Genomic DNA, 14,222 nt, shown 5'->3' on the forward strand with positions numbered 1-14,222 from the left:
CTTAAGCAGCTAAAACACGAGCCGTTTTCGCCGCGTTTAGCACCGCAGCCAGCTTAATCAACGACTGGATGGCTTGGGCAGAAACGTCATGTTGCTGAAGCGTTTTCACATGCGAATCAATGCATAAGCCACAACCGTTGAGCGCCGAAACTGCAAGCGAGAACATCTCAAAGTCAGTTTTTGCCACGCCGGGATTCGCCATGCCGTTCATCCGCAGTCCGGCAGGCATCGTCGCAAACTGCTTGTCAGATGCTAAGTGAACAAAGCGGTAGTAGACATTATTCATCGCCATCAATGTTGCGGCGAGCTTCGCCGCGCCTTTTACGTTGTCATCAATTTGATCAGCCGCTTCCGCTTCAACGGTATCGATCAGTTGTTGATGGTTCAGGCTGTATGCCAGCGCCAACGCAGTACCATAAAATTGCTGTTGGCTTAGGCCACTGGTTTCGATATTACCAAACAAGCTCGATAGGTTAAGTTTGGTATCTTTGCCATGGTCGCCTAGCTGCTGTTTAAAATTTGCAATACTCATATGCGCGTCTCTCATTTCTAATTACAAGGTATCGCCGCCCACAGCGCGGTTACAAGGGCATAGCTCGTCAGTTTGTAAACCGTCGAGAATACGCAGAATTTCTGCCGGGTTTCGGCCCACGTTCAAGTTGTTCACCGATACGTGCTGGATAACGTTGTGTGGATCCACCACAAAGGTGGCGCGTAGCGCAACGTTTTCTGCCTTATCACGTACGCCTAAACCATCCACTAAGTCACCTGAGTCGGCAAACGAATACTGATTCAAGCGGTCAAGATCTGGGTGTTCACGGCGCCATGCCAACTTCACGAATTCATTGTCTGTGCTACCACCCATAACAATCGCATCGCGGTCAGCGAACTCTTCATTGAGTTTGGCAAATTCAACAATCTCGGTTGGGCAAACAAAGGTGAAATCTTTTGGATAGAAGAAAATGATTTTCCATTTACCGGCAAAACTTTCTTCGGTGATCGTTTCAAAAGCACTCTCACCATTTTCTTCTGGCATATTAAAGCCAGGTTTTGCTGCTACTACGCTGAAGTTAGGTAATTTATCGCCTACAGTTAACATCGTTTGTTACTCCTCGAAAAACGTTGAATGGGATGTTGTTTATGTCGAGGAGGATAATAATTTGATTGGTTAATCATTTAAAACGAACAAAAACTATTGTTATAATCGAAAAGACCAATCAAGGAGAATGATTTATGAGCAAGCTACCCAGTTTAAAAAATCTTAGTTACTTATTGGCGTTACACCAACACAAAAATTTCAACCGTGCTGCGGCAGCCTGTAATGTCAGCCAGTCGACGCTCAGTAGCGGGATCCAAAACTTGGAAGAGCAACTCAATTGCCAATTGATCGAACGCGACCATAAGTCATTTCTGTTTACTGGAATGGGCGAACAGGTAGTGGAGTCAGCTCGTGAGATCATTAGCTCCACCGAAGAGTTACTGAATTTTGCCCAAAGTCAGGGCAACGTCATGGAAGGGCCACTACGATTAGGCTGCATTCCTACCATCGCTCCCTTCTTGATTGGTACTTTAAGTAAGCAGTTACTGGAAAAATTTCCTAAGCTGACGCTGGATATTTGTGAAGACACCACCAACAACTTGCTCAACAGCTTAGCCAACGGTGATTTAGACGTACTGGTACTCGCCCTACCGATGGATTTACATGGTAATCAGAAGTGGGTACTGGGTCGCGACCCGTTTAAACTGGTTATGCACAAATCGCTGGCGGAAACCATCAGGGAGCCCGTCGATTACGACCAGCTGCCGGATCGCAGTATTTTCTTATTAGAGAAAGAACACTGTTTGACCGGTCACGCAGTTTCCGCTTGCCAGTTAACTGAATCAACCAAAGTAAATCCGTTCACCGCGACCAGCTTGCACAGTTTGGTGCAGATGGCCGATGCCCGTTTAGGCGCAACCTTTATTCCGCAAATGGCAATTGATAAAGGCATTCTACAAGGCACAGATTTGATTGCATTAAAACCGATTGGCCAGGATGCCGCTCGGGAGATTGGTTTAGTTTATCGGCCAACCACCAGTCGCCGCCAAACCTTCCGTAAGGTCGCCGAGGAAATTGCTGGCCTGCTTCCAGAAAACACGCTGAATTAGCGGCGTCGAATGGCTGGCAGTGGGTAACGCTCTGCCAGCGAAATGCTCTCGCCATCCGGTTTGATCACTCGGGCATGCTTGCGCGTAAGCTGGCGTGGATCTTCGACACCACAAGAGTGGCCAATAATATTCACACCGTACTCGAGATACTTGTGATAATTGGCAACACGAACCGATTTGTCGGCTGGGTCTAGCCCTTTCTGCAAGCGCGGGTCGTGTGTCGTAACCCCTGTGGGGCAGGTGTTTTTGTTACATTGCATCGCCTGTATGCAGCCTAAGGCAAACATAAAGCCACGCGCCGAAACAATAAAGTCAGCCCCTATGGCGAGCGCCCAAGCAACGTCTGCTGGAGAAATCATTTTGCCCGAGACGATGACCCGAATGCGCTCGTGCAAGCCGGCTTCGGTAAGCTTATCAATTAAAATAGGCAGGCTCTCGGTGACTTTTAATCCGACATAATCAATGAGCGGCTGCGGTGCTGCACCGGTACCGCCGTCAGCACTATCTAACGTAATAAAGTCAGGTGCGGACTCATCTCCGCGCGCTAAAATACTATCGATGAGCTCATCAATCCAAGATGGGTCACCCATCACGAACTTAAAGCCGGTGGGCTTACCGGTGATTTTGCGCACCTTAGCAATAAAATCTAACAGCTCTTCGTTGTTGCTAATTTCAGGGTGGCGATTGGGGCTGATCGAATCTTGCCCCTCAGGAATACCACGAATTCGGGCAATTTCCTGATTCACCTTTTTCGCTGGAAGAATGCCACCTTTGCCAGGCTTTGCGCCTTGGCTTAGCTTAACCTCAAACATTTTGATGTTTTCATGGCGACCCAGCTCGGCTAAACGGCCTTCATCAAGCTTGCCATCATCCGTTCGAACACCATATTTCGCGGTACCGATTTGAAATACAATATCGCAACCACCACTGAGGTGATAGGGCGATAAGCCGCCTTCGCCAGTGTTCATCCAACATTGCGCCAGCTTTGCACCGTGTGATAGCGCTTTTACCGCAACGGGCGACAGCGCTCCATAACTCATGCCAGAAATATGAAAGTATGAACTTGGTGAGTAGGGGGTATCACAATACGGGCCGATTTGAATGGGGCGCGGCTTGGTATTTTCTTCGGCAAGCGGTGGATAAGGGCTATTACTAAAAATAATGGTTCCGGTGCGGGTTAAGTCACGCGTGGAACCAAAAGCGACGGTGCGGTCAGCATTTTTTGCCGCCCGATACACCCAACTGCGCTGTGCTCGGTTGAACGGCATTTCTTCGCGGTCCATAGCAAAGAAGTATTGCCGCAAAAACTCGCCCATGCGCTCGAAAATATAACGAAAGCGACCAACCACCGGGTAATTCCGGCGGATGGTATGCTTTGTTTGCATTTTGTCGACCACGTACATCACTGCTATGGACAGCAGGCCAACAACTAACGCTAGAACGAATATTCCCACCAACCACTGCGCAATAACGAGTAGCGTGTGGTTATTCAGTATGCCTAGAGATTCCATAATTTATTTAGCCGTGCGGCTTACTTGGGCTTTACTCAAGTCGACTTTTTCACCTGTCGCTTGTTCAACTTTTTCTGCCAAGTTATCCATCGACAGTGGCTCGTCGCTTTTTACCACGCGAACACCATCGTCATCACCTTCGACATTGGCGGTATCTGGTAAGTAAATCGTACCGTTGTTAAAGTCCACCGCAAACGCGATCACGCCAGGAATTAGATAAAACAGTAAGCCTAATCCGTCGAGAACTGCGACAGAGGGGTCAATCCGCCCGTCAATCTGGCCTTTACGTTCTGGGTATAAAATCGTACCGCAGGCCGCTAGATGGGACATCAACAAAATTCCCGCAACGGCTTTTATAGGACGTGACAGTCTCATATTCCCTGTTCCTTATTTTATTGGTAAGAACTTTCTTGCGTTACAACATCCATTATTAATGTCTAAACAACGGTTTAGATCAAGTTATCGAACGATTTGTTCGAATAACTTGATCTAACGGTTACTCAGCCGCGCTTATTTCATCGCCCGCAGTACGTCTAACAAACGCACCGCTGTTTGTTCCGACGATGCAGGGTTTTGCCCGGTAATTAACATACCGTCTTGCACCGCATAGGCCTCCCAATCGTTACCTTTACGGTAGTGACCGCCTTTTTCCTGTAGTGCATCCTCTACCAAGAAGGGCACAACCTTATCTAACTCAACGGCCTTTTCTTCGGAATTGCTGAACCCAGTTACTGTGCGTCCGCGCACCAAAGGTTCACCCGCTGGCGTTGAAGCATTCAATAATACGGCCGGAGCGTGGCACACTGCTGCCACCGGCTTTCCTTGGCTCCAGAAGGTATCGATTAAATGAATAGAGTCTTTGTCGTTGGTTAAATCCCATAATGGACCATGGCCGCCTGGATAGAAAATGGCGTCATACTCTTCGGCTTTTACTTCGCTCAATTTACAGGTTGAGTCGAGTTTTTGTTGAGCCGTTTTGTCGTTTTCTAAACGCTTCGTCGCCTCGGTTTCAGCATCTTCGGTCTGACTGTTTGGATCGATTGGCGGACGCCCGCCTTTGGGGGAAGCTAATGTGACTTCTGCACCTGCATCGACAAACTGATAATAGGGCGCCGCGAATTCTTCTACCCAAAAGCCTGTTTTATGCCCAGTGTCACCCAATTTATCGTGAGACGTCAGTACCATTAAAATTTTCACAACCTACTCCTTTATGGATGATGAGTTAACGCTATTCACTACGCAATTGTTGCGTATTTTGATCAGCTTCGAGCCAGCGGTATAAGGTTCTGCGTGTTATACCCAGGATTTCAGCGGCGCGTTTTTTATTGCCGTCGGTATGCGCCAACACTTGCGCAATATAATCACGCTGAAATTGGCTTAATGTTGGCCACTCATCGTTGTCGCTAAGGTTTTGTCTTTGTGCGTTAATGATCCTTTCTGGTAACACCGCACGTGTAATTGCGCCGGAAGAGGTAAAGGTGTATGCCCGTTCAATAGCGTTCTGTAATTCTCGAACATTACCCGGGAAGGGATAGTGCTGTAGCTGATCGAGCGCGTCATCGGCCAACTCGGTAATACCGCGTTGCTGTTGTTGTTCTAGCTGCGCAATAAAGTGCTTCGCCAAGCGTTCAACATCTTCGCCCCGCTCACGTAACGGTGGAACATTCAGCGTGAAAGTCTCTAAACGGTAAAACAAATCTTGCCGAAATCGACCTTCACTAACAGCTAGGGCCAGATCTTGATGGGTTGCAGCGAATATCCGCACGTCGACAAGCTGTTCTTCATCGCTTCCAACTGCGCGAATTTTTCCCTCCTGTAACACGCGCAAAAGCTTAGCTTGAAGAGCCATTGGCATTTCCGCAATTTCATCTAACAGCAGTGAGCCACCGTTGGCTTGCATAAACAATCCTCTACGGGCGTCGTTTGCGCCGGTAAAGGCACCACTTTTATGGCCAAAAAACTCGCTTTCCATCAATTCTGAGGGAATACCGGCGCAATTAACTGCAACAAACCGTTGCGAGTTACGCGCGCTTTGTTGATGCAACGCTTTCGCCACTAGCTCTTTGCCGGTGCCACTTTCACCTTGAATCAACACCGGTCCATCGGCAGCAGCAATTTGACTGATTTGGCTATACAGATTGCGCATCGCGCGGCTTTGCCCGATCATTCCTGCTGGCCCCTCTGCGGCCGAGCGATATTGCTTAACTTCTTGTTGAAGACGACGATTAGAGACCAAGCGTTGCACCCGTATCAACAAGTGTTCAATATCTAGCGGCTTGGTAAGGAAATCGTCGGCGCCTTGCTTCAACGCCTCGACCGCCTGATTCACCGTCGCGAATGCCGTAATTAATAATAGACTGGGTTGCGGCTTTACCTGTTGCAATGCGTCAATCAAGCTCAGCCCTGAAGCACCTGGCAACCTCACATCGCTGACGACAATATCAACCGGTTGCAGTTGGTAATCCTCCACAGAGCCAAAACTCGCCACCTGATAATCTTGCTCTTCCAAGGTTTCTACCAGTAATTCTCGCAAATCCGGGTCGTCCTCGATCACGGCTATGCGAATGGTTTGGTTAGCGATGTTCATGCTAAGACTCCTTTACCGAGCGGGTTGGAATAATCATTTCGGCAATGCACCCATGCTCAGGCCGATCGTGCAACCGTAACTGCCCACCGTGAGCTTCGACAATTTGTTGTACAATCGTTAGCCCTAACCCGGTTCCCTGACCCTGTGCTTTGGTTGATTGAAAGGGTTGAATTAAGTCGTCAAACGACCAATCCGCGGGCAATCCTTCGCCATCATCGGTAATGCTGATTCGCAGCTTATCCGCTGTTAGTTGGCAACTCACCATCACTTCCGAGGTTGCAGCCTGTAGGGCGTTGCGCAACAAATTCACCATCGCCAGTTCCATTCGCGTTGCATCTACGGCAATTTCAGCCACCGGCAACGCTTCCTGTAAAACAATCTTGGGCGCATCATCAGTTAATTCTAACTTCACACTCGAAATTGCTGCATTCACCCAGTCACTAACAGCAACTGGCTGTAACCCATTTTGTGGAGAGCGGGTGAAATCCAACAACTGATTCACCAACTGCGTTAACCGTTGAACCTGGCCGCGAATTTTACCCAATTCTTGGCGAGTCGAGGCGTCCTCTTGCTGGCGCAGCAAGCGCTGAGCCCGGCCATCAATCACCGTTAGAGGCGCGCCAAGCTCATGTGCGACACCGCTAGCAACAGAGCCTATGGCGGCCATTTTTTCTTGTTTCCTTAGTGCTTTTTCCAACTGCATTTCGTGCTGTTGCCGGGTACTTAGCTCCTGTTGCGCGCGCGACAAGCTGTCGAGCATCAGGTTAAGGCCGGTCGCGATTTCCTTCAGTTCATCCGGTCCCTGTTGCTTCGCACGGTGTTGTAAATTGCCATCCGCGACTCGGCGCATACTATCGACCAATTGTGTGACGTAACGCCCAACACTGCGGTAATGCCCTAGAATAAGGACAACGACAATGATCAAGGCAAATATGCCCCAACTTAACCAGGCATAACTAGCCAGTTGATCCAACGACTGCTCAAAGTCACTGGCACGACGGTTAATCTGCAATAAGCCGATAATTCGACCACCACGATCGATCACAGGCAGAAACTGGGAAAACATATTTAGTCCCGCCACTTGCCGATAGCTATCTTGCTTTATCCCAGTCTTGACCGCCTCTTCAGCAATTGAACTATTGCTTAAATCGCGTTCAGTAATACCTGCTGAGGCAACCAATTGGCCTGCGGTGTTATAGACAGAAGCACCATAGACCCGACCAATGCTAAACACTGAGTCGAGGTTAGCCTGCACTGCCTGCAGATCGCCTTTCAGTAAGGCGTCACTGATCGGCAGTCGAATCGCTCTGCCCACCAATTCGAGATCGCTTTTTAGCCGCGCAGTTACCGCCGATTCAGCGAATTCCAAACCAAACCGAATGGTAAGTCCGGCAATTGCGACCATTGGCAGAATCACATACACCAGTAACCGCCGTTGAAGCGTATTCAACTTCACTATGTTCATTTTTGTCACCTTTCGGCGTCAAATGTGTATACAAACGATACATTAAACCGTACGCGTGATCGAGCCGAACTCTTACATTACTGATAAATAAGGATTTATTTATTGGCATGATTATCGCTATCTATTGAATGGAAACCTTTTAAATAACAACGACATTTTGCACTTAAGGAGTACTTGTTATGAAAAAGACAGCGATTATTGCCAGCGTACTATTAGCCGCATCAGCAACAGCAGGCGCCGCCACTCAGCAAAGCGGTATGCAACAAAATGCCGCAATGCAGCAGGCACAAACCGCCGTGAAAATCAGCGATGCGCAATTACTAAAATTCATCAATGCGATGAAAGGTGTTCGTGAAGTAACACAAAAATTCACCACTAAGCTACAGAATGCGGGTGGCCAGGAAGAGGCTAAATCGATTCAAAAAGAAGCCCAGCAGGCTATGGTGCAGGCAGTTAAAGATGCGGGTATGACACCAAAAGAATACAACCAGGTTGTCCAACGAGCGCAATCTTCGCCTGAGTTACAGAAACGCTTAAAAGACATGATGAGCGATAAATAAGTTTATCGCAGAGTGATTGAAAATAGGGCGACCCACGGGTCGCCTTTTCTTTTTCTGGGTGATCAATCTCTGCCCAACTAACGTAGCGATCACTAACTAATTATTCAACAAAGCAGGGAGTGTTTAACGTGAAGGCAGCGGACTTACTTGTCAAAGCGCTAGAAAATGAAGGCGTGGAATACGTCTTTGGTATTCCCGGCGAAGAGAACCTCGATTTACTCGATGCGCTATCGCGCTCATCCATCGAACTCATTCTTACCCGACATGAGCAAGCCGCCGGCTTTATGGCAGCGACTTACGGCCGATTAACCGGCAAGCCGGGAGTATGCTTAGCCACCTTAGGGCCGGGCGCAACAAACTTAGTAACACCGGTGGCCTACGCCACGCTCGGGGCGATGCCGATGGTTGTGATCACAGGTCAGAAGCCAATTCGTGAGCGTCATCAAGGGCAGTTCCAGATTATTGACGTGGTGGACATGATGACCCCCATCACTAAGTACACTAAGCCGCTTATCAGTGCTCATGGTATTCCCGCGCAGGTTCGAGAAGCCTTCCGAGTTGCTGAAGAAGAGCGTCCTGGCGCAGCACACCTCGAATTATCGGACGATGTAGCTGATGAAGAAACGGATGCAACTCCAATTAGTCCGAGCTATTCACGCCGTCCAGTGACAGAGCACAAAGCGGTTGATCATGTGTTGGAGCTGATGCGCGAAGCGAAGCGTCCATTGCTGCTAATCGGCGCTGGCGCAAACCGTAAAATCACTGCGAAAATGCTGCGCGCCTTTGTTGATAAAACTGGCATTCCTTTTATCACCACACAGATGGGTAAGGGCGTTATCGACGAGCGCCACCCGCGCTGGATTGGTAACGCTGCAGTCTCAGACGGCGATTACCCCCACCGCGCAATTGAACACGCCGACCTCATATTGAACGTGGGCCATGATGTGGTAGAGAAGCCACCGTTCATGATGAAGACGGGTCAGCGTAAAGTCGTGCACATTAACTTCCAAGCCGCTCAGGTCGATCCTGTCTATTTCCCACACGCCAGTATGATTGGCGACATTGGCAACAGCATTTGGCAATTGAAAGAAGGCATTGAACCGCAAGCGCACTGGGATTTTTCGTTTATGTTGCGGGTGCGTGAAAGCTTGCTCGACCACAGTGACGAAGATGCCCATGCTGACCAATTCCCCGTCCTACCACAACGCTTGGTGGAGGACGTACGCGAGGTCATGCCGGACGACGGTATTATCGCGCTAGATAATGGTATTTATAAAATTTGGTTTGCCCGTAACTATCCCGCGCGCCAGCCAAACACGGTGTTGTTAGATAATGCCCTAGCCTCAATGGGCGCGGGATTGCCGTCGGCAATGGCTGCTAAATTAGTGCATCCGAAGCGGAAAGTCATGGCTATCTGTGGTGACGGTGGCTTTATGATGAATTCTCAAGAGTTGGAGACAGCCATTCGGATGAAGCTAGATTTGGTCGTCGTTATCCTCAACGATAGTGGTTACGGCATGATCAAATGGAAGCAGCAGCATATGAAGCTAAACGACTATGGTTTGGATTTTGATAACCCAGATTTTGTCGAGTACGCTAAGGCCTTTGGCGCTAAAGGCCACCGTCTTGCAGCAACCGAAGATTTGCAGCCGTTACTGGAGAGTTGCTTGGCTAGCGGCGGTGTGCATTTGATCGATGTCCCCGTTGACTACTCGCAAAATAATCGCTTGCTCAACGAGGACATTCCGAAACGCAGTAAAGCGTTGAAACCTTAAATATCATTCGGCGTTAAGGTCGGGTCGGTGCGGTTAAACGCATCGTCCTGCTGCGCCGCGTCCAATACCCCTTGTAAGTTATCCAAACCGTCCAGCGAAAACCGCTCACGGAACAACCCCCAACTGAGGTAACAGGCTAAACGCCATTGACCATCAGTGAGCGCACCATCGACCACCGCTTGCTTGCTATCGTTGAGGTTTTGCAAAATGGTATCAATACGCGATTGCTGGCGCTTTAGATATTGGCTATTTTCTGGTGTCACGCCTTCTTTACTCAGCAAAAACACGTTAACCGTAGCGTCCATTGCAGTATTCACCTGCAAAAACAAATCGAAGTCATCGATATCATTAAAAAATGCTTCTTTTGCTAAGCCTTTCGCATATTTAAGAATACTCACTGAATCCGTCAGCCGGTGGTGCTCATCTTCCAAAAACGGCACCTTGTGGGTCGGAGATTGTTCTTTACTGGCTTGATGATCGGTCTCCACCAACTCATAAGGAATGCCAAGGTGAGTCAGGGCAATGCGACAATGGCGCACGAAGGGCGAGGTATAGCTTCCGTATAATTTCATTCTAGCCTCTTTACATTGCAGTCATGAAAACGCAGGGCTTAGCCTGGATGTCCGTCTGCTCGGGGTGCGGTGAGTATTTTCGTATAACGTAAAAGATAGCCGCTAAACGCAATACACCAAAGCAATGCAGCACTGGCTATCCACCATAAACTATACTGTGGATAAATCGCCAGCATTATCGTTCGCAACAGCGCCGCAAAAATCGCGCAGAGCAAGAAACCACCGAGCCATTTGGGCGCCACTAACGGCCGCCCGCTGTGCCCCAAAGATACGCGCGTTAACATCGCTAAGATCATTACCCCCATGGCACCCACCGTTAGTGCATGCATAGCTGTGCTGCGGGTAAACAAATGCCACTGCCAATGAATAGCCAATAGAGCAAATCCAATCACCAAAAAGCCGTAGCCAGCATGCAATGACCAAACCAACGGATGCTTAACCGTGCACCATGGCTTCCAACGCAACATCCGAAACAGATGTAACAAGGCGGTAAGCGCAAATATTAAGGCAATATAGCTATCTGCAAGCAGGCGGTCGAGACGCAGGAAAAACAACACAAAAATAGCGCCTGTTGCGACTATAACGCTGCGCTCCAAGCCTCTAATTGGTTGCGGTTTGCTAAAACCAACACCATTGGCGGTAAACATTGGAATAACTCGTCCACCAATAATGGTTATCAACAAACTAATGAGCAGTACGGTAGTAAAGGCGGCTTGTTGATAGAGCCCATTAATTTCTGCAAGTACACTGATATGCATGAGAGCATTATTGATTGCTAACAACGTCAGGATTGGAACAAATACCAAATTACGCCACTGCTTTCTAACAACAATCGGTCGAGCAAGAATGACGCAAGCGATGGGTAGCAGTGCAAAATCCACTATAGCAGCCAGCCATTGCAATGACTCCAGCTCAACCAACATCAGCAATCGGCCGAGCCCCCAGAGCGCAACCAAAAAAATCAACGGCTTACCGTATATGCCACGAATTGCCGTCCAATTCTGAACCGCGGTTAATAAAAATCCCAGAATAATGGCGACCACAAAACCGTAGAGCATCTCATGAGCGTGCCAGAACATCGCTCCACCGTAATGTGGAAGCCGTAGCTGGAAAATAATGGTGGCAATCCAATACGCCACTGCCAGCACAGCAAATAGCGCCCCGAATAAAAATAATGGTCGAAACGCTTGGCGCCAAATAGGCTGAATGCGTTGTTCCTGGGCTAAATCGGTAATGGTCAACATAAATTGGATGGTGCCGTTTTTTACTAATCATACATTATAAATGTATCTATTGACAATAATAGCCTTTCCTTCACTTTATCGCTAGCTTCCATCGCATTAACGTATTCTTACTATTTACCGTTGCTATTGGGGTGAATTTTCCGCTAAATTGCTGTACCCGTTTTAAACAACAACAAGGATAAACATGTCTGTCTCGTCCGATAGTCGCGGAAGCTGGGGCTCAAAGATCGGCTTTATTCTCGCGGCAGCTGGCTCTGCAGTAGGGCTTGGTGCTATTTGGAAGTTCCCTTATGTAGCTGGTGCCAACGGCGGTGGCGTATTCTTGTTAGTGTATTTGGCCTGCGTATTTACCGTAGGCGTAGTGATGATGTTGTCCGAAATGATGATCGGCCGTAGCGCGAATAAATCGGCAACATCCGCATATCGTAAGCTTGGTGGGGCAAAGTGGCACTATGCCGGCTGGATATCGGTACTGTGTGTTTTCTTATTGCTTGGGTTTTACGCTGTGGTCGGCGGCTGGACCATCGCCTATATCGTCGAAGCTGCAAAAGGCTCGATTATGACCACAGATGCAGACCAATTAAATACCATCTTTACCGACTTTATTGGTGACCCGAGCTCAGCGCTTATTTATACCGCCGCCTTTATTGGCATTACTGCCTCTATTGTTATTGCCGGCGTGCACTCTGGTATTGAGCGTATCTGCAAAATCCTTATGCCTGCACTGTTTATCTTGATGTTGTTTTTGGTCTACAACAGCTTGTCGTTACCCGGTGCCATTAATGGTGTGATTTATTTCATTACCCCTGATTGGAGTCGGATTTCAGTACGGATGGTACTAGACGCGCTCGGCTTAGCGGTGTTTTCTTTATCGGTGGGTGCCGGGTTAATGATCGCCTACGGTTCGTACTTAGATAAACAAACCAAGGTTGTGAACGCCGGGTTATGGATTGCATTTATTGCGGTATTAGCCTCGGTGCTGGCTGGATTGATGATCTTACCTGCGGTATTTGCGTTCAATGTCGACCCTGCAGCAGGGCCTGGCCTAACCTTCATCACCATGCCAGCGCTGTTTGCACAGATGCCCGCAGGGCAGTTACTGGCGGTGGTATTTTTCTCGCTACTATTATTTGCCGCGATCACCTCATCTATCTCTATTTTGGAACCTGCGGTAGCCTTCTTAATCGACGAATACAACATTGACCGCAAAAAGGCGACCTTGGCGGTAGCCACTGCCAATTACCTTATTCTTGGTGTTCCCGCGGCCCTATCATTTGGTGCTTGGGCGGGCGATCTAACCTTATTTGGCAGAACACCTTTTGATTTAATGGACTTTATTGCGTCTAACGTACTGATGCCACTTGGCGGAATGTTAGCAGCGGTATTTGTCGGCTGGCGCACATGGCCAAACATTAAAACCTTACTGTTAGACGAATGTCATCCGCTTGTTGTTACCTTCTTTCGGTTAATTGCAGCGGTGTTATCGCCGGTATTGATTGCGGTAGTGACTTACTTCTTGTTGTTTGATTAACCTCAGCGTTCAAGAAAAAGAAAAGCGCTCCGGCTGGAGCGCTTTTTTTATCCTGATTAAAAGCCGCCATCACAACTTAGAACCAAAGCCGAGCACCGATGACAAAGCCCCAGTCACTGGTGCCTTGGCCTTGCTGCTGCAATTGGTTGGCTGTTTGCCCAAGTGATTTATCCCAATACACACCGATATAGGGCGCAAATTCACGAGCAAACTCGTGGCGATAGCGGAGGCCTACGCGTAAATGACTTAAGCCACCGTGGCGGTCATATTTTTCCGAATCGGTAATATTGGTGGTCAGTTCGACGCGCGGTTGCAGATAATCGATTTGGCTGAGCATTACGTCGTACTCAACTTCACTGATTAACTGCGCATCACCTTCATCGTTAATGAGCAGCGAATGGTCCATCTCAAACCAATAGGGCGCCAAACCGTTAAGCGCTAGAACCGCGTAATTTTCCATCTCGCTATCACTCGACAATTCACCGCGGGTACCGACACCAATGCGCGCTGACCAAAACGGGCTGATGATGCGGTCATACATCACTTCTGCACGTTCCAGCTCAGTCGCGGCGCTAGACTCTGTCGATTTACCGCCCTCAGAGCGAAACACAATACGGTTATAATCGTTGCCATACCACGCTTGCATATCCCACACAGCCTGCTGTTCAGCTTGGTCGGGCGCTGCCCATTCCAGCCTATCGAACAACACTTTAGCGAAGTAATGCTCAGGGACTGGGCGTGACCAATCGTCTGGCGTATCAGCGTAGGCTAAGGGGGTGGCTAGCACGCTGACAGCAATGGCTGTTAGTAACTTTTTCATCATTCCTCC

Annotated in this window: 14 protein-coding genes; 4 read left to right on the top strand and 10 right to left on the bottom strand. The window is 48.7% G+C overall.

Features of this window, described 5'->3' with window-relative positions; all coding sequences use genetic code 11:
* Position 1: 1 nt before the first annotated feature.
* The gene (locus CWI84_RS02040; RefSeq protein WP_126840926.1) at positions 2-532 is read right to left on the bottom strand and encodes a carboxymuconolactone decarboxylase family protein; all 531 of its coding nucleotides are present in this window, start codon (positions 530-532) and stop codon (positions 2-4) included.
* Positions 533-553: 21 nt separating this feature from the next.
* A complete protein-coding gene (locus CWI84_RS02045; protein WP_126840927.1) occupies positions 554-1,099 on the bottom strand; it encodes a peroxiredoxin in 546 nt (181 codons plus the stop codon).
* Positions 1,100-1,233: 134 nt separating this feature from the next.
* Here CWI84_RS02045 and CWI84_RS02050 point away from each other — a divergent pair, with 134 nt between their 5' ends.
* Complete coding sequence (locus tag CWI84_RS02050) at positions 1,234-2,148, top strand: hydrogen peroxide-inducible genes activator (protein ID WP_126840928.1); 915 nt, start codon at positions 1,234-1,236, stop codon at positions 2,146-2,148.
* On the opposite strand, the gene CWI84_RS02055 is transcribed toward CWI84_RS02050, so the two are convergent.
* From CWI84_RS02055 to CWI84_RS02075, 5 genes are all read right to left on the bottom strand, one after another.
* Positions 2,145-3,659, bottom strand: a complete 1,515-nt coding sequence (locus tag CWI84_RS02055) for an FMN-binding glutamate synthase family protein (RefSeq protein ID WP_126840929.1) — start codon at positions 3,657-3,659, stop codon at positions 2,145-2,147. The two genes, CWI84_RS02050 and CWI84_RS02055, sit on opposite strands and share 4 nt — an antisense overlap.
* Positions 3,660-3,662: 3 nt before the next feature.
* Complete coding sequence (locus tag CWI84_RS02060; RefSeq protein WP_126840930.1) at positions 3,663-4,034, bottom strand: hypothetical protein; 372 nt, start codon at positions 4,032-4,034, stop codon at positions 3,663-3,665.
* A 135-nt stretch (positions 4,035-4,169) separates the two neighbouring features.
* Positions 4,170-4,844 (bottom strand): type 1 glutamine amidotransferase domain-containing protein, encoded by a 675-nt coding sequence (locus tag CWI84_RS02065; protein WP_241968717.1) that lies wholly within the window; start codon positions 4,842-4,844, stop codon positions 4,170-4,172.
* A 43-nt stretch (positions 4,845-4,887) separates the two neighbouring features.
* A complete protein-coding gene (locus CWI84_RS02070) occupies positions 4,888-6,246 on the bottom strand; it encodes a sigma-54-dependent transcriptional regulator (RefSeq protein ID WP_126840932.1) in 1,359 nt (452 codons plus the stop codon).
* 1 nt (position 6,247) lies between these two features.
* The gene (locus tag CWI84_RS02075; RefSeq protein ID WP_241968706.1) at positions 6,248-7,711 is read right to left on the bottom strand and encodes a sensor histidine kinase; all 1,464 of its coding nucleotides are present in this window, start codon (positions 7,709-7,711) and stop codon (positions 6,248-6,250) included.
* A gap of 179 nt (positions 7,712-7,890) precedes the next feature.
* On the opposite strand from CWI84_RS02075, the gene CWI84_RS02080 reads away from it, so the two are divergent.
* Positions 7,891-8,271, top strand: a complete 381-nt coding sequence (locus tag CWI84_RS02080) for a DUF4168 domain-containing protein (RefSeq protein ID WP_126840933.1) — start codon at positions 7,891-7,893, stop codon at positions 8,269-8,271.
* A gap of 128 nt (positions 8,272-8,399) precedes the next feature.
* Complete coding sequence (locus tag CWI84_RS02085; RefSeq protein WP_126840934.1) at positions 8,400-10,046, top strand: acetolactate synthase large subunit; 1,647 nt, start codon at positions 8,400-8,402, stop codon at positions 10,044-10,046.
* Here the strand turns inward: CWI84_RS02085 and CWI84_RS02090 are convergent.
* Both CWI84_RS02090 and CWI84_RS02095 read right to left on the bottom strand, forming a co-directional pair.
* Positions 10,043-10,618: a glutathione S-transferase family protein gene (locus CWI84_RS02090; protein ID WP_126840935.1), complete on the bottom strand. Its 576-nt coding sequence runs from the start codon at positions 10,616-10,618 to the stop codon at positions 10,043-10,045. The genes CWI84_RS02085 and CWI84_RS02090 overlap by 4 nt on opposite strands.
* Before the next feature lie 38 nt (positions 10,619-10,656).
* Positions 10,657-11,862 carry an NnrS family protein gene (locus tag CWI84_RS02095; protein ID WP_126840936.1) on the bottom strand — a complete coding sequence of 402 codons (1,206 nt, stop codon included), beginning with the start codon at positions 11,860-11,862 and terminating at the stop codon, positions 10,657-10,659.
* 184 nt (positions 11,863-12,046) lie between these two features.
* Here CWI84_RS02095 and CWI84_RS02100 point away from each other — a divergent pair, with 184 nt between their 5' ends.
* Positions 12,047-13,393, top strand: coding sequence for a sodium-dependent transporter (locus tag CWI84_RS02100; RefSeq protein WP_126840937.1), 1,347 nt, complete (start codon positions 12,047-12,049; stop codon positions 13,391-13,393).
* A 76-nt stretch (positions 13,394-13,469) separates the two neighbouring features.
* Here the strand turns inward: CWI84_RS02100 and CWI84_RS02105 are convergent, their stop codons facing one another.
* Entirely contained in the window at positions 13,470-14,216 is a 747-nt protein-coding gene (locus CWI84_RS02105; protein WP_241968707.1) for a copper resistance protein B, read from the bottom strand.
* Between the last annotated feature and the right edge of the window lie 6 nt (positions 14,217-14,222).

Origin of the sequence: Idiomarina tyrosinivorans (assembly GCF_003987475.1) — a bacterium.
Classification (GTDB): domain Bacteria; phylum Pseudomonadota; class Gammaproteobacteria; order Enterobacterales; family Alteromonadaceae; genus Idiomarina; species Idiomarina tyrosinivorans.